Raw genomic sequence first — 14816 nt, 5'->3', positions numbered from 1 at the left:
TATGAGTCTGAATTTTCTTGATTTTGAACAGCCGATTGCAGAGCTGGAAGCGAAAATTGACTCGCTGACTGCAGTCAGCCGTCAAGACGAAAAATTAGATATTAATCTGGATGAAGAGGTCCAGCGTCTGCGAGAGAAAAGTCTTGAGCTGACGCGTAAAATTTTCTCGGACCTTGGCGCATGGCAGATTGCCCAACTGGCACGCCACCCTCGTCGTCCTTATACCCTGGATTATATCGCTAATATCTTTACTGATTTCGAAGAACTGGCGGGTGATCGCGCATATGCCGACGACAAAGCTATTGTCGGTGGTATTGCTCGTCTGGAAGGTCGCCCGGTGATGATCATTGGTCATCAAAAAGGCCGCGAAACCAAAGAGAAAATTCGTCGTAACTTTGGTATGCCGGCACCAGAAGGTTATCGTAAGGCACTGCGTCTGATGGAGATGGCTGAGCGCTTTAAGCTGCCAATCATTACTTTCATTGATACACCTGGGGCGTATCCCGGTGTTGGTGCAGAAGAGCGTGGCCAGTCTGAAGCCATCGCACGTAACCTGCGCGAGATGTCACGTCTGAATGTACCTATTGTTTGTACCGTCATTGGTGAAGGTGGTTCAGGCGGTGCATTAGCCATTGGTGTTGGCGATAAAGTGAATATGCTGCAATACAGCACCTATTCCGTTATCTCCCCAGAGGGTTGCGCTTCTATTCTGTGGAAAAGTGCCGATAAAGCACCATTAGCCGCAGAAGCTATGGGTATCACGGCTCATCGTCTGAAAGAATTAAAGATGATTGACTCGGTTATCCCTGAACCTTTAGGCGGCGCGCACCGTGATTACATCGCTATTGCTGCTTCTTTGAAGGCGCAATTGTTGGCTGATCTTAGTGATCTGGATGTTTTGAATGACGAAGAGTTATTGAATCGTCGTTATCAGCGTCTGATGAATTACGGCTATTGCTGATTAAGCATATCCGGTTTATCGGGTATCGCAGAGAAATATTGAAATCCGGCTCATATATTATGGGCCGGATTTTTTTGCTTATAGACTCTGAGTAATAATATCTAACCCCATAATAATTTTGGCAAAAATTAAAATTCATGTTGTTATAGATAATTAGCGGACAATATGAGGATTCACCGATGAATATCATCGCAATCATGGGGCCGATGGGGGTTTACTACAAAGATGAACCTATTCGTGAATTGAACGATGCCCTACTGGCCAAAGGTTTTCAGCTTATCTACCCTCAGGATCGTGGTGATCTGCTTAAACTGATCGAGCATAATGCGCGGATTATTGGTGTGATTTTCGATTGGGACCAGCACAGTGATGAGCTTTGCACTGAAATTAATGATCTGAACGAGTATCTCCCACTTTACGCGTTTATCAATACTACCTCCTCATTAGATGTCAGTTTAAATGAAATGCGGATGGCACTTTATTTCTTTGAATATGCATTGAATGCGGCAGATGATATTGCACAACATATTGAACAATATACCGCCGAGTATATGGATAGCATCACTCCGCCGTTAACCAAAGCGTTGTTTAATTACGTTAAAGAAGGGAAATATACCTTCTGCACGCCAGGGCATATGGCAGGGACAGCATTTCAAAAAAGCCCGGTAGGCAGCTTATTCTATGACTTCTTTGGTGCTAACACCCTCAAGGCGGATGTGTCGATTTCAGTGACTGAACTCGGATCATTATTAGATCACAGTGGCCCTCATCTGGAAGCTGAAGAATATATTGCCCGTACTTTCAACGCTGAGCAGAGCTATATGGTGACGAATGGGACATCAACGGCAAATAAAATCATTGGCATGTATTCGTCTCCCTCTGGCAGTACGGTATTGATTGACCGTAATTGTCATAAGTCTCTGACACATCTTCTGATGATGACCAATATCATCCCGCTATATTTGCGCCCGGCCCGTAATGCTTACGGTATTTTGGGTGGCATCCCGCAGCACGAATTTACGCGCGAATCCATTACTGAGAAAATTGCACAAACCAAAAGTGCCAGTTGGCCGGTGCATGCGGTGATAACGAACTCGACCTATGATGGGCTGCTCTATAATACTGATTATATTAAGCAAACACTGGATGTCCCTTCAATTCACTTTGATTCCGCCTGGGTGCCTTATACCAATTTCCATGAGATCTATGAAGGGAAAAGTGGCATGAGCGGGGAACGGGTTGCGGGCAAAGTTTTCTATGAAACGCAATCGACACATAAATTATTGGCGGCATTCTCTCAAGCTTCGATGATTCATATTAAAGGTGATTACAATGAAGGCACTTTTAACGAAGCTTATATGATGCACACCACCACTTCACCGAATTACGGCATTGTGGCATCAATGGAAACTGCCGCAGCAATGATGCGTGGTAAACCGGGCAGGCGCATGATTATGCGCTCCATTGAGCGTGCGATGCATTTTCGCAAAGAGGTTCGCCGTTTACGTTCACAGAGTGACAACTGGTTCTTTGATGTCTGGCAGCCAGAAGATATTGATGAAATTGCCTGTTGGCCGTTGCAACCGGGGCAAAAGTGGCATGGCTTCAGCAATGCAGATGCAGATCATATGTATCTGGATCCGATCAAAGTGACCATCCTGACGCCGGGTATGAGCAGTGAAGGGGAACTTGAAGACGAAGGGATCCCTGCCGCACTGGTTGCTAAATTTCTCGATGAACGCGGCATCGTGGTAGAGAAAACCGGGCCATATAATTTGCTGTTCCTGTTCAGTATTGGTATTGATAAAACCAAGGCGATGAGCTTATTGCGCGGCCTAATGGAGTTTAAGCGCGCTTATGATCTTAACTTGCGGGTTAAAAACATGCTGCCGGATCTGTTTGCTGAAGATCCCGATTTTTACCGTCATATGCGCATTCAAGATCTGGCCGCCGGTATCCACCAATTGATCCGTAAACATGACTTACCCCGTTTAATGCGCCAGTCTTTTGATGTACTGCCAGAGATGAAACTCACGCCGTATGACATGTTCCAACAGCAGATTCGCGGTAATATAGCGGCCTGCGAAATGTGTGATTTGATAGGCAAAGTCGTGGCCAACATGATTTTACCTTACCCGCCGGGGGTACCGTTGGTTATGCCGGGTGAAATGATCAGCGAAGAGAGCCGTGCAGTCTTGGACTTCCTGCTGATGCTGTGTGCCATCGGTGCACATTACCCTGGGTTTGAAACAGATATTCACGGTGCTAAACGCGATGATGATGGTCGCTATTGGGTCAATGTACTGAAGACAAATGATTAAACTGGAGTAATACATGCTAGCAATACGTCAGATACATCATATTGCAATCATTGGTTCAGATTATCAGGTTAGCAAAAAATTCTATTGTGAGGTGCTGGGATTCACGCTAATTAGCGAGGTTTATCGTGAAGAACGCGGCTCGTGGAAAGCCGATTTAGCCTTAAACGGACAATATACGGTCGAGCTGTTTTCTTTTCCTTCCCCTTCGGCACGGCCTAGCCAGCCAGAGGCTTGTGGCTTACGCCACCTGGCTTTTCAGGTTGATAATATTGAGCAGGCAGTTAGAGAACTGAGGGCTGCTGGTGTGATTTGCGAAGCGGTTCGCATTGATCCCTATACCCAATCACGTTTTACTTTCTTTACTGATCCAGATGGTTTACCTCTAGAGCTATACGAAATAACACTGGAATAACATGAACTCAGCTACCTTTACGCCTAATGTGCTACTCAATCCTCTATTCGCGCAATTGGGTGACCATCGCCATGTGCTGGTGGGGTTCAGTGGTGGGTTGGATTCCAGCGTATTACTGCATTTATTGGTTAGCTTGCGCCAACAACTGCTCCCTGAGTTGAAAGTCCGCGCGATTCATATTCATCACGGATTAAACCCATTGGCAGACTGTTGGGTAAAACATTGCCAGCAGCAATGCGATCAATGGGACGTTCCACTTGAAGTGGTACGAGTGAATATTGATCCGCGACACAATGGAATAGAGGCCGCCGCCAGAACCGCTCGCTATCAGGCATTTTCCTCACATTTAGCTGCCAATGAAGTGCTACTTACTGCTCAGCATCTGGATGACCAGTGTGAAACTTTCCTACTGGCACTCAAGCGGGGCAGTGGCCCCGCGGGGCTGTCCTCAATGGCAGGCAGAATGCCGTTTGCCCACAGCCAGTTGTTGCGCCCATTGTTGGCCTTTTCCCGCGAAACACTAGAGAACTATGCTCAAGTACAGCAACTACGGTGGATTGAAGATGACAGCAATCAGGACAATCGTTTCGATCGTAATTTCCTGCGATTAAGTGTGTTACCTCTACTTAATCAGCGCTGGCCGCATTTTGCGCAAGCAACGGCGCGCAGTGCAAGCCTGTGCGCTGAGCAGGAACAGTTACTGGATGAGTTGTTGGCAGATAATCTGCAACAACTGCAAAACCCCGATGGTGCACTTTCCATTGAGGGGCTATTACTGGCTTCAGAAGCCAAGCGCGGGGCAATATTACGCCGTTGGTTAGCTGGCGGGGGAGCGTTGATGCCATCGCAAAACCAACTGCAACGTTTGTGGTTAGAAGTTGCTATGGCAAGGCAAGATGCAGAACCTCAGCTTACTCTGGGGGCGCATCAGGTTCGCCGTTTCCGGCAATATTTATATCTATTGCCGCAGCTAGCTGAGATAAGTATGCGGCATCTACCTTGGGCTAACGTTGAGGCTGGGTCTAATCATGCAGTAGCACCGCCTGATCCTTTGGTTTTACCGGCTAATTTGGGGATACTGAGTTTGACTACTGAAGGGGGGCAAGCCGTCAGGACTGCCACTATCGGTGAGATAATTAGCGTCCGTTTCGGTTTACAGGGTGAGATCAAAATTGTCGGGCGGCACCATTCACGCCATAGCAAAAAGATATGGCAAGAGTTGGGCGTACCGCCGTGGCAACGGGAACGTATTCCGCTGCTCTACTTTGGTGAACAATTAATTGCTGCGGCCGGCGTGTTTGTGGCTCAGGCTGGCCAGGCGAAGGAAGGCGAACCCTGTTGGCACCTGAATTGGGCCAAAGCGAAATAATAAAATAACAACAAACAGAACAGTCCATTTTTGAGGAGCAATGATGAAATTAGTCGTCAGTATAATGGTGTTATTGGGATTGAGTAGTTTTTCGGCATTGGCAAAAAATGATATCGAAGCAGGGCGGGTTAAATCTGCCAGTTGTGTGGCTTGTCATGGTGCGCAGGGTAAGGTTTCAGTGCCGATGTATCCTAATCTGGCTGGGCAAAATGCCCTGTATTTAGAACAGTCATTAAAGGCGTATAAAAAAGGGGAGCGAACGGGTGGGCAAGCTGGGGTGATGCAGGCTTATGTTACGCCTTTAACTGACGAGGATTTCTCAGATCTGGCTGCTTACTATGCCAGTTTAAAACCTTGATAAATAATTTAATAGGTCGTTATTACTACACCCAAAGCAATTGGTGTTACAGCAAAAATTCCGATGAGCTAACATTGGTCAGTGATTGGGGGGGAGTTCCGCTAACACAATAGTAGTCACGTCAAGTCAGAAGAGGACGGGCCACTTTTCAGCGGCCCATCATCAATATCACGGGATGAAGCTATGATGCACTCACCACGACAGTGCCTATCTCGGGGTGACTGAAGCTGGCGATGTAGTCCAGGCGCAACTCGCGCATAGTCCCTTCTTGCTCGACAATCAGGTATTCGACCTTTTTTCTCAGCAGCAGATCGCTGGCTTTACCTTCTACGATCTCACCGCCTCTCAACTTCAACGTCAGTATCAGGTGATGTTGGCAGGCGAGCTCTAGATTATCGTAGTCATCACAATTGATGGGTTGATACTCTTCACTCATCGACATAATCGCTCACCAATAAGTTAGCGGCGGCAAAGGCCGCCTGTTCCCTAACGGAGGACGGTAGTGCGTCGTTAGCCGCAACTTCGTCCAATGCTTTCAATACACAGCGCAATGCGTCTGGTACGTAACCCAGATCGCCACTTCCAATTTGGGCATAAAAACGGCGTACTAATTCACAGTATTGCTGCACAGTAATCCTCCTGGAAAAGTTTAACCCAGTAGATTCTCAGCGGAAGCGACACACTGTCAACCTACGAAGATAAACTCTGAACTTATAAGGACTATAGCACAGGAGTGATAGAGATATTAGAGTGCGGCACAAGGTTTCTTTTTAGCATTGATGCCACTAATCGTTCTCTTTATGCAGGGTTGGCTGGCTGCTGGCAGACCTGATCAAGTACACTGTCCGCCAGATAATTAAGAGGTCACCCATGGCACTAAAAGCAACCATCCATAAAGCTGCTGTTAACATCGCAGATATGGATCGTAATTTTTTTCAGGATATTAACCTGACTATCGCGCAACACCCCTCCGAAACTGACCAGCGGATGATGCTGCGGTTACTTGCATGGATCTGCCACGCTGATGAACGTTTGCAGTTTACTAAAGGTCTGAGTGCTGACGATGAGCCGGAGATTTGGCGTCATAATGACCATAACGGTATTGAATTGTGGGTAGAGTTGGGGTTACCAGAGGAAAAACGGCTACGTAAAGCCTGTAATCAGTCACAGCAAGTGGTGTTGTATGCCTACAGTGAACGTGCCGCCAAGGTGTGGTGGCCACAAGTCCGGGATAAGTTGTCCGGGCACCGCAATCTGCGGGTACGCTTCTTGGGTGATGAGCTGATGGCAAAGTTGGCGGCACTTGCTAATCGTAATATGTCGTTACAGGCCACGTTGCAAGAGGGAACTATTTGGTTGTCGGATGCTCAGAATAATCTGGAAATTAGTTTTGATGAATGGCAATGCGATGGGCAATAAGCGTGCTGATTATATCTAATCATGTCAGTCTACCCGACAGCGAGATTGAGCTGACGGCGATCCGGGCGCAAGGTGCGGGGGGGCAGCACGTCAATAAAACCTCAACTGCTATTCATTTGCGCTTTGACATTAAGGCTTCAAGCCTGCCAGATTACTATAAAGAAAGGTTATTATTGCTAAACAGTCATTTGATGACGGCGGAAGGCATCGTTATCATCAAAGCGCAAGAATACCGCAGCCAGGATATGAATCGTGAGGCGGCATTGGCGCGGCTGGTGGCATTAATTCGGCAGGCAATGGTGGTGGAAAAGGCTCGCCGGGCGACAAAACCGACCAAAGGCTCAAAAATAAGACGAGTCGAGGGCAAAGTCCGCAAAGGTGCGACCAAAGCGCTGCGCGGTAAAATACATCAGGAGTGATGCCGATATTTGGCCGGGGATTTAAACATTGTGGCTAATGTGGCCTCACTCCTTATATATCGTACACAGTATGGGAGAATAGCTGTGAAAAAATTAACAATAACGCTGTTTTTGGCAGTAGGTGCACTGTCATTATTAGGTTGTAACAATCGGCATCAACCGGTTGAACAGGCTCTACAACCTATGCAGCAAAGCTATCAGGGGGTATTACCCTGCGCGGATTGCAGTGGTTTGGATACCTCACTGTTCCTTGATAGCGATGGGACTTTTATCCTGAAGGAAATTTATCGTGGCAGTGCTCATGCAGGCGATAACAAAGAGGGCGATCAAACCTTTGCTGAATACGGTACGTGGGCGCGTACTGCGGATAAGCTGGTACTCACTAATGGGCAAGGGGAGAAACGCTACTTTCGGCCAGTAGGTAAAAATTTGGTGATGCTTGACCAACAAGGGTTGGCGATAAAGTCCACACTGAATTATCAGCTTACGCCGAGTGATCAACCGTTACCCAAAACGCCGATGCCATTGAGCGGTATGTATAAGTATTTTGCTGATGCCGCCGTATTTACCGATTGTGCTACCGGCCGAACCTTCCCGGTTGAGAATAATATTGCACTGGAAACCGGATATTTAAAGGCCCGTAAAAAGGTGGGTGAACCGGTATTTTTAACCCTTAATGGCCATTTTGATGTGCGACCATCGATGGAAGAAGGGCAATCAGACAAAACGCTGATTCCGGCTGATAACATTAAGTTTAATGCCAGTAAGAGCTGCGCCAGTAAATAGAATCTATCCGTTGCTGCAATAAAAAGCCGCTGGTAGTGAGTTAACTATCCAGCGGCTCAGCGGTTTACTTAGCGTCAATTAGCGCTTGATTTGGCCCAGCAGGAAATCAATGATTTCGCTGGTTTTAATCATCTGCTTCTCACCAACACGGCGGTTTTTGTATTCCACCTCTTCGCTGTCGAGATTGCGGTCACCAATCACGATATTGTGTGGTACGCCAATCAGTTCCATATCCGCAAACATCACGCCTGGGCGCTCTTTACGGTCATCGAGAATAACATCAATACCATGTGAACGCAGAGTGGCATACAGCTCTTCCGCCAACTCTTTCACGCGGAAAGATTTGTGCATGTTCATTGGCAAAATTGCAACCTGGAACGGTGCAATCGCATCAGGCCAAATAATGCCACGATCGTCATGATTCTGCTCAATGGCAGCCGCTACCACACGGGATACGCCAATACCGTAACAACCCATGGTCATCACTTGGTTACGGCCATCTTCGCCCTGAACCGTGGCTTTCATCGCTTCCGAGTATTTAGTGCCTAACTGGAAGATATGACCGACTTCAATACCACGCTTGATCTGCAACGTGCCTTTGCCATCAGGGCTGATATCGCCTTCAACCACATTCCGTAAATCGGCAATTTGTGGCAGCGGTAAGTCACGCTCCCAATTAATACCAAAATAGTGTTTGCCGTCGATATTCGCACCAGCACCAAAATCACTCATCACTGCCACGCTGCGATCAGCTACAACAGGCAACTGCAAATTAACCGGACCTAATGAACCTGGACCTGCGCCAATTACTGCACGAATCTCTTCTTCACTAGCAAAGGTCAGTGGTTTGGCGACTTGTGGCAGTTTCTCTGCTTTGATCTCATTGAGTTCATGATCACCGCGAACCAGCAACGCAACCAGCTTGTGACCACTCTCTTCGTGAGCGTGCACCATTAAGGTTTTCACGGTTTTCTCGATCGGCAGTTTGAACTGCTCAACGAGTTCAGCGATGGTTTTTGCATTCGGGGTATCAATGATACGCAGCTCTTCAGTCGCGACAGCCCGTGGCGCTGAAGGGGCCACTGCTTCAGCAAACTCGATGTTAGCGGCATAATCAGAACCGGTTGAGAACACGATATCGTCTTCGCCACTCTCGGCCAGCACCTGGAATTCATGAGATGCGCTGCCACCGATTGAACCAGTATCTGCCAGAACCGCACGGAAATTCAAATCCATACGAGAGAAAACCTTACTGTATGCCGCATACATCGCGTCGTAAGTTTCTTGCAAAGATTCTTGAGTGGTGTGGAAGGAATAAGCATCCTTCATCAGGAACTCGCGCGCACGCATCACGCCAAAACGTGGGCGAACTTCATCACGGAACTTGGTTTGAATTTGGAAGAAATTCAGCGGCAACTGCTTGTAAGAGTTGATCTCACCGCGAATCAGGTCAGTAATCACTTCTTCATGAGTTGGGCCGAGCACAAAAGGGCGCTCGCCGCGATCGACAAAACGCAACAGCTCAGGACCATACTGTTCCCAGCGGCCACTCTCTTGCCACAAATCGGCCGGTTGTACGACAGGCATTGAAACTTCAATAGCACCTGCGTTATTCATCTCTTCGCGCACGATGTTTTCGACTTTCTTCAACACCCGAACGCCGGTTGGCAACCAAGTATAAAGACCTGATGCCAGTTTACGGATCATTCCGGCACGAAGCATCAGTTGGTGGCTGATCACTTCAGCATCGGCAGGTGTCTCCTTTAGAGTGGAGAGCAGATATTGGCTAGTACGCATGATGTTTTGGTTCCATTAGCGCTGCAACAAATAGAGGCAGCCAAAAAAGTAAAAAGTGGTTTAGTTTACCAGCGTGTACGGGTTGTCAAAAGAGAGTTGGGTGAAATTTAGCGTGGGTCGAGCGACAACACTTCCGTTTGCTGGCCCATAACCCGCCAACGCACATTAAATTCCAGTAACAGAACTGCGTATTCACGGCTTTCATTATCGTCTTTACGGTACGCCGGGCGAGGGTCTTGTGCCAGAACCTGGGTGATAAAACGCCGCAAATGTGGATAACGCGCCTGTTGCTGTACTAACTGTTGCTCGGCGATGGTAGAGAAACACACCTGCATATCTGCATCTGGGGCTGTCTGCGCAAAACCAGCGCGCGCCAGAGGCTGGCTCTCGGCAAAAGGCAGATAGGGTTTAATGTCAATCACCGGGGTACCATCAACCAGATCCAGACTACCCAACTCCAGAATCACCTCTGCGCCCTGGCAACGTATCCCTTTCAGTTCAATCAACGACATGCCGATAGGATTTGGCCGGAAAGTGGAGCGAGTGGCAAATACCCCCATCCGTGTATTACCGCCTAAACGTGGCGGGCGAACAGTCGGACGCCAACCACCCTCCATGGTTTGATGGAAAACGAACATCACCCATACATGACTGAAGTCAGATAACCCACGCACGGCTTCCGGTTGATTATAGGGTGCCAATAACTGTAACTCACCACCGCCATCTTCAATTAGACCGGGCTGCCTTGGCACCGCAAACTTTTCTTTATAGGGTGAGCGAATCACCCCGATCTGATTAAAGGAAAATACACTCATTTTGATGAAACATTCAGTGCAGAACCTTGGCATACCGCTTGTTGATAGCAGCCAGGAACGCCACTTTGTATTTCACATCCGTGTAGCAGGACTGCATTGGCTTTCATATAAGAAGCACGCGTCTGCATTCGCTTACGGGCGGTGGCGATACTGGCTGGAGAGTCCTGAACGGTCGATTGGCAAGACTCACCGGATACTTCGCCTAAGTCGCGGAAAGGCTTGCCAACAAGCTCTTCAGCACTTTTATAAAGTTTTACCGGTGCCGGACGAGGGGCTACCGTTGGGCTGGGTTTAGCCACCGGAGGGGGTTGCTTAACCGGGTTTTCTGTGGTGGATGGCTTTGATTGAAGCATGGAGCATCCAGTTAGCGAAAGTGCTAACAGACACAGAGGTAACGCACGCATAGAAATTCCTCAGCCTTTTTTATTTAAGAGGCGCTATTGAAGCAATCTATGATGCAAATAACAAGACGGGCCATGGCCCGTCTTGCAATATATTTAGCAAACACTGATTTTAGCTAACGCCATATTCAGCAAAATAGCCAATTAACACTTACCAGCCTTTTACTGCACCACCGTTGAATGCTTTGTTTGCTGCATCGTAAACTTCATCAGACTGATATGCCTGAACGAATTTCTTCACGTTTTCCGCATCTTTATTGTCTTCGCGGGCTACGATCAGATTGACGTAAGGTGACTCTTTATCTTCCACGAACAAGCCATCTTTAGCCGGTGTTAAGCCAATCTGGCTGGCGTAGGTGGTATTGATAATCGCCAAGGCGATTTGTTGGTCATCCAAAGAACGTGGTAACTGAGGGGCTTCCAATTCAACCAGTTTCAGGTTTTTAGGATTTTCAACCACATCCAACACGGTTGGCAGCAGACCAACGCCGTCTTTCAGTTTAATCAGACCCACTTTTTGCAGCAGCAACAGAGAACGGCCCAGATTGGTCGGGTCATTTGGCAGTGCGACCTGAGAACCCGGTTGTAACTCTTCCAATGACTTGATTTTCTTAGAGTAACCTGCAATCGGATAAACGAATGAGTTACCCACAGACACTAACTTATAACCACGATCTTTAATTTGCTGATCCAGATAAGGTTTGTGCTGGAAGGCATTCAGGTCAATATCACCTTTGCTCAATGCTTCGTTTGGCAATACATAGTCGTTAAAGGTAACCAGTTCAACATCCAGACCATATTTATCTTTTGCCACTTTTTGAGCAACTTCAGCAACTTGCTGCTCAGCGCCCACAATGACACCAACCTTAATGTGGTTTGGATCTTTCTCTGCCGGGCCGCAACCCACCAGAGCCAAGGTACCAATCAATGCACTGACTGCCGCGATAGATTTGAATTTTAAAGACATATCCCTTCCTCTATAGACATTCGTTAAGATGCGCCGCTGTGTGAGGCAGTCGCTATACCCTTAGTACTTGGCGCTGCCGGGTTGTTAGCTAGGTTCACTTACCCAAACCACTTATTTAAGTAAGTGATTCGGGGTGTGTTCGCTTGCTGCCTACCTGCAACATCAATTTCTTTGGGTAATTGATGTGTTAAGAACTATTTGTGGGTAACGGCTTTTACGATCCGATCGCCACTGAGCTGAATCAGGTAAACCAAAATTACTAATAATACCAATACAGTATTCATTACTGTGGCGTTATAGCCAATGTAACCATACTGATAACCGATCTGGCCTAAGCCACCGGCACCGACTGCACCACCCATCGCGGAATAACCGACCAGGGTAATTAATGTAATAGTGGCTGCATTCACCAAGCCAGGTAGGGCTTCGGGCAACAACACCTTTTTAATAATTTGCATTGGGGTCGCCCCCATCGCACGGGCCGCCTCAACCAAACCAGATGGAATCTCTAGTAGGGCATTCTCCACCATACGGGCAATAAAGGGAGCTGCACCGACTGTTAATGGTACAATCGCCGCCTGTAAACCGATCGATGTACCGACAATCATCCGAGTGAATGGAATCATCCATACCAATAAGATAATAAAAGGTATGGAACGGAAAATATTCACAACCCCAGACAGGGTGCGGTAAATCTTATTGTTGGCGATAATTTGCCCTGGGCGGGTGACATACAGCAGCACCCCAACCGGTAGTCCCAGTACAAAACCAAAGAAACCAGACACAAAAGTCATCATCAGAGTTTCCCAAACGCCTCGGCCCATTAACCACATCATTGCCTCAGACATAACCCAGAACCTCTACTTTTACATGATGATCTTGCAAAAACTTGATAGCAGCGAGGCCATCTTGATCGTCGCCATGCAGCTCAGCTAGCATGACACCAAACTTAACGCCACCGGCATAATCCATCTGTGAACTGAGAATCCCGATATCAATATTGAAACGGCGCACCGCTTGCGAAATTAGCGGAGCGTCAACAGACTGGCCGGTGAACTCCAATTTCAGCAGTGGAACGCGATCCGCAGTTGGTTCCTGCGTCATACGCTGGGCGTAATCTTCTGGAATATCTAAATGAAGTGTTGATTGAATAAATTGTTGTGCCAGTGGGGTTTTCGGATGCGAAAATACTTCACTCACACTGTCTTTCTCAATCAACTTGCCTTCACTTATTACAGCAACCTGATCACAGATGCGTTTCACCACATCCATCTCATGAGTAATAAGTAAAATGGTTAGGCCCAAACGACGATTAATGTCTTTGAGCAACTCCAGAATCGAACGGGTGGTTGCCGGGTCTAATGCGCTGGTGGCTTCATCGCACAACAAGACTTTAGGGTTACTGGCTAAAGCACGTGCGATAGCAACACGCTGCTTCTGACCGCCAGACAGATTAGCCGGATAAGCATCTTGCTTATCAGCCAAACCAACCAGATCCAACAGTTCGGTAACTCTCTTCTTTATATCTGCGCGTGACGTGTTGTCCAGCTCAAGAGGCAACGCAATATTGCCATACACCGTGCGGGATGACAGTAAATTGAAATGCTGAAAAATCATACCGATTTGACGACGTGCGCGAGTCAATTGACCTTCGGATAATGTTGTTAGATCTTGGCCATCAACCAGAACCTGACCACTGGTTGGGCGCTCTAACATATTGGCACAGCGAATCAGTGTACTTTTACCGGCACCTGATGCACCGATAACGCCATAAATTTGCCCCGCAGGGACGTGTAGACTCACGTCTGTAAGCGCGGTAATGGTGCGCGAACCCTGTTGGAACACTTTGCTGATGTGAGAAAGTTTAATCATATTATTCTTATTTTATCGTCGTTTCCGTGGCTAGATAAAAAGTAAACTTCAGCGGAACCGAAGTATAGATTGGATGTTAAGGCGTCTAGATGGCTAAGTCAACTGGCAACCGCGATTCTCTTCCATTCTCAATCGGCAATAAAACATGCGATACTAATGGGGTTTACAGCCCTCAGGAGCAGATAAGTGACTCAGCCCGTCCCCGCAATATTTTTAGATCGTGATGGTACAATTAATGTTGATCACGGTTATGTCCACGAAATTGATAACTTCCAGTTTATAGACGGTGTTATTGATGCTTGTCGTGAATTGAAAGACATGGGTTTCGCTTTGGTATTGGTAACCAATCAATCGGGTATTGCACGCGGTATGTTTACCGAAGAGCAATTTGTAAGTCTCACCGAGTGGATGGATTGGTCTTTGGCTGATCGTGGTGTTGATCTGGATGGCATCTACTTCTGCCCGCATCACCCCGATGGCAGTGTAGCGGAGTTCCGTGAAACATGTGAATGCCGCAAACCGCTGCCAGGTATGTTACTGCAAGCACAAAGCGAATTGAACATTGATATGGCTTCTTCTTATATGGTTGGCGACAAAATTGAAGATATGCAGGCAGCATTAGCGGCTAATGTCGGTACTAAAGTGTTAGTCCGCACCGGTAAGCCTGTTAGCGCAGAAGGTGAGGCGATAGCTGATTGGGTGCTAAATAGCCTGGCTGATCTGCCAAAAGCGATAAAAACGCATCATAAGTAGCCGTTGCGTTCAAATAATCAGCAGTTGGAAAAAACTTTAAGATAAACCCTTGCCATTCTGAAGCGGCTCCCTATAATGCGCATCCATCGACACGGCGCTGTGAGCAACTTCACAGAGTGGCCGGGAAGAGCAGAGAAAATTAACTAATTAAGTTGTTGACTCTGTA

At 47.4% G+C, this 14816-nt stretch carries 17 protein-coding genes; 9 read left to right on the top strand and 8 right to left on the bottom strand.

Annotation, left to right across the window (positions count from 1 at the left end):
• Nucleotide 1: 1 nt before the first annotated feature.
• The 5 genes from accA to A6J67_RS21370 all read left to right on the top strand — a co-directional run bounded on the left by accA (nt 2) and on the right by A6J67_RS21370 (nt 5421).
• Nucleotides 2–961, top strand: a complete 960-nt coding sequence (gene accA, locus A6J67_RS21390; RefSeq protein ID WP_005185685.1) for an acetyl-CoA carboxylase carboxyl transferase subunit alpha — start codon at nt 2–4, stop codon at nt 959–961.
• A gap of 179 nt (nt 962–1140) precedes the next feature.
• Nucleotides 1141–3282, top strand: a complete 2142-nt coding sequence (locus tag A6J67_RS21385; protein ID WP_050288527.1) for a lysine decarboxylase LdcC — start codon at nt 1141–1143, stop codon at nt 3280–3282.
• A gap of 13 nt (nt 3283–3295) precedes the next feature.
• A complete protein-coding gene (locus A6J67_RS21380; protein WP_005185681.1) occupies nt 3296–3694 on the top strand; it encodes a VOC family protein in 399 nt (132 codons plus the stop codon).
• 1 nt (nt 3695) lies between these two features.
• Nucleotides 3696–5063: a tRNA lysidine(34) synthetase TilS gene (gene tilS, locus A6J67_RS21375; protein ID WP_005185679.1), complete on the top strand. Its 1368-nt coding sequence runs from the start codon at nt 3696–3698 to the stop codon at nt 5061–5063.
• Nucleotides 5064–5103: 40 nt separating this feature from the next.
• Complete coding sequence (locus tag A6J67_RS21370) at nt 5104–5421, top strand: c-type cytochrome (protein WP_005185676.1); 318 nt, start codon at nt 5104–5106, stop codon at nt 5419–5421.
• Between the two features lie 181 nt (nt 5422–5602).
• Here the strand turns inward: A6J67_RS21370 and rof are convergent, their stop codons facing one another.
• Both rof and A6J67_RS21360 read right to left on the bottom strand, forming a co-directional pair.
• Nucleotides 5603–5863, bottom strand: coding sequence for a Rho-binding antiterminator (gene rof / locus A6J67_RS21365; RefSeq protein WP_032906500.1), 261 nt, complete (start codon nt 5861–5863; stop codon nt 5603–5605).
• Nucleotides 5850–6050 (bottom strand): YaeP family protein, encoded by a 201-nt coding sequence (locus A6J67_RS21360; protein ID WP_005185672.1) that lies wholly within the window; start codon nt 6048–6050, stop codon nt 5850–5852. Before A6J67_RS21360 ends, rof begins: the two co-directional genes overlap by 14 nt.
• Nucleotides 6051–6291: 241 nt before the next feature.
• Here A6J67_RS21360 and A6J67_RS21355 point away from each other — a divergent pair, with 241 nt between their 5' ends.
• The 3 genes from A6J67_RS21355 (at nt 6292) to nlpE (ending at nt 8045) form a co-directional block, all read left to right on the top strand.
• On the top strand, nt 6292–6840 hold the full coding sequence (locus A6J67_RS21355; protein WP_050297322.1) for a YaeQ family protein: 549 nt from the start codon (nt 6292–6294) through the stop codon (nt 6838–6840).
• Between the two features lie 2 nt (nt 6841–6842).
• Nucleotides 6843–7259 (top strand): alternative ribosome rescue aminoacyl-tRNA hydrolase ArfB, encoded by a 417-nt coding sequence (gene arfB / locus A6J67_RS21350; protein WP_005185665.1) that lies wholly within the window; start codon nt 6843–6845, stop codon nt 7257–7259.
• A gap of 84 nt (nt 7260–7343) precedes the next feature.
• Nucleotides 7344–8045 (top strand): envelope stress response activation lipoprotein NlpE, encoded by a 702-nt coding sequence (gene nlpE, locus A6J67_RS21345; protein ID WP_042569239.1) that lies wholly within the window; start codon nt 7344–7346, stop codon nt 8043–8045.
• Between the two features lie 78 nt (nt 8046–8123).
• On the opposite strand, the gene proS is transcribed toward nlpE, so the two are convergent.
• The 6 genes from proS to metN form a co-directional block, all read right to left on the bottom strand.
• Nucleotides 8124–9842: a proline--tRNA ligase gene (gene proS, locus A6J67_RS21340; RefSeq protein ID WP_050073645.1), complete on the bottom strand. Its 1719-nt coding sequence runs from the start codon at nt 9840–9842 to the stop codon at nt 8124–8126.
• A gap of 107 nt (nt 9843–9949) precedes the next feature.
• Nucleotides 9950–10657: a tRNA (N6-threonylcarbamoyladenosine(37)-N6)-methyltransferase TrmO gene (tsaA, locus tag A6J67_RS21335; protein ID WP_050297323.1), complete on the bottom strand. Its 708-nt coding sequence runs from the start codon at nt 10655–10657 to the stop codon at nt 9950–9952.
• Nucleotides 10654–11061, bottom strand: a complete 408-nt coding sequence (rcsF, locus tag A6J67_RS21330; RefSeq protein ID WP_032906496.1) for an Rcs stress response system protein RcsF — start codon at nt 11059–11061, stop codon at nt 10654–10656. The genes tsaA and rcsF overlap by 4 nt, the downstream gene beginning before the upstream one ends.
• Nucleotides 11062–11209: 148 nt before the next feature.
• The gene (locus A6J67_RS21325) at nt 11210–12025 is read right to left on the bottom strand and encodes a MetQ/NlpA family lipoprotein (protein WP_042569242.1); all 816 of its coding nucleotides are present in this window, start codon (nt 12023–12025) and stop codon (nt 11210–11212) included.
• A gap of 194 nt (nt 12026–12219) precedes the next feature.
• Entirely contained in the window at nt 12220–12873 is a 654-nt protein-coding gene (locus A6J67_RS21320) for a methionine ABC transporter permease MetI (protein ID WP_032813821.1), read from the bottom strand.
• Nucleotides 12866–13897, bottom strand: a complete 1032-nt coding sequence (gene metN / locus A6J67_RS21315) for a methionine ABC transporter ATP-binding protein MetN (protein ID WP_005185656.1) — start codon at nt 13895–13897, stop codon at nt 12866–12868. Before metN ends, A6J67_RS21320 begins: the two co-directional genes overlap by 8 nt.
• A 186-nt stretch (nt 13898–14083) precedes the next feature.
• Here metN and gmhB point away from each other — a divergent pair, with 186 nt between their 5' ends.
• Nucleotides 14084–14650, top strand: coding sequence for a D-glycero-beta-D-manno-heptose 1,7-bisphosphate 7-phosphatase (gmhB, locus tag A6J67_RS21310; protein ID WP_042569243.1), 567 nt, complete (start codon nt 14084–14086; stop codon nt 14648–14650).
• Nucleotides 14651–14816 lie beyond the last annotated feature (166 nt).

The organism is Yersinia sp. FDAARGOS_228 (genome assembly GCF_002073315.2).
Taxonomy (GTDB): domain Bacteria; phylum Pseudomonadota; class Gammaproteobacteria; order Enterobacterales; family Enterobacteriaceae; genus Yersinia; species Yersinia intermedia.
The sequence above is the reverse complement of the archived record's forward strand: the minus strand, read 5'-3'. Positions and strand labels throughout refer to the sequence as shown.

What these genes read in the sequence shown, in the direction of transcription:
- accA (WP_005185685.1), top strand. Translation starts at nt 2, where the DNA reads ATGAGTCTGAATTTTCTTGATTTTGAACAGCCGATTGCAGAGCTGGAA.
- A6J67_RS21385 (WP_050288527.1), top strand. Translation starts at nt 1,141, where the DNA reads ATGAATATCATCGCAATCATGGGGCCGATGGGGGTTTACTACAAAGAT.
- A6J67_RS21380 (WP_005185681.1), top strand. Translation starts at nt 3,296, where the DNA reads ATGCTAGCAATACGTCAGATACATCATATTGCAATCATTGGTTCAGAT.
- tilS (WP_005185679.1), top strand. Translation starts at nt 3,696, where the DNA reads ATGAACTCAGCTACCTTTACGCCTAATGTGCTACTCAATCCTCTATTC.
- A6J67_RS21370 (WP_005185676.1), top strand. Translation starts at nt 5,104, where the DNA reads ATGATGAAATTAGTCGTCAGTATAATGGTGTTATTGGGATTGAGTAGT.
- rof (WP_032906500.1), bottom strand. Translation starts at nt 5,863, where the DNA reads ATGTCGATGAGTGAAGAGTATCAACCCATCAATTGTGATGACTACGAT.
- A6J67_RS21355 (WP_050297322.1), top strand. Translation starts at nt 6,292, where the DNA reads ATGGCACTAAAAGCAACCATCCATAAAGCTGCTGTTAACATCGCAGAT.
- proS (WP_050073645.1), bottom strand. Translation starts at nt 9,842, where the DNA reads ATGCGTACTAGCCAATATCTGCTCTCCACTCTAAAGGAGACACCTGCC.
- tsaA (WP_050297323.1), bottom strand. Translation starts at nt 10,657, where the DNA reads ATGAGTGTATTTTCCTTTAATCAGATCGGGGTGATTCGCTCACCCTAT.
- rcsF (WP_032906496.1), bottom strand. Translation starts at nt 11,061, where the DNA reads ATGCGTGCGTTACCTCTGTGTCTGTTAGCACTTTCGCTAACTGGATGC.
- A6J67_RS21325 (WP_042569242.1), bottom strand. Translation starts at nt 12,025, where the DNA reads ATGTCTTTAAAATTCAAATCTATCGCGGCAGTCAGTGCATTGATTGGT.
- A6J67_RS21320 (WP_032813821.1), bottom strand. Translation starts at nt 12,873, where the DNA reads ATGTCTGAGGCAATGATGTGGTTAATGGGCCGAGGCGTTTGGGAAACT.
- metN (WP_005185656.1), bottom strand. Translation starts at nt 13,897, where the DNA reads ATGATTAAACTTTCTCACATCAGCAAAGTGTTCCAACAGGGTTCGCGC.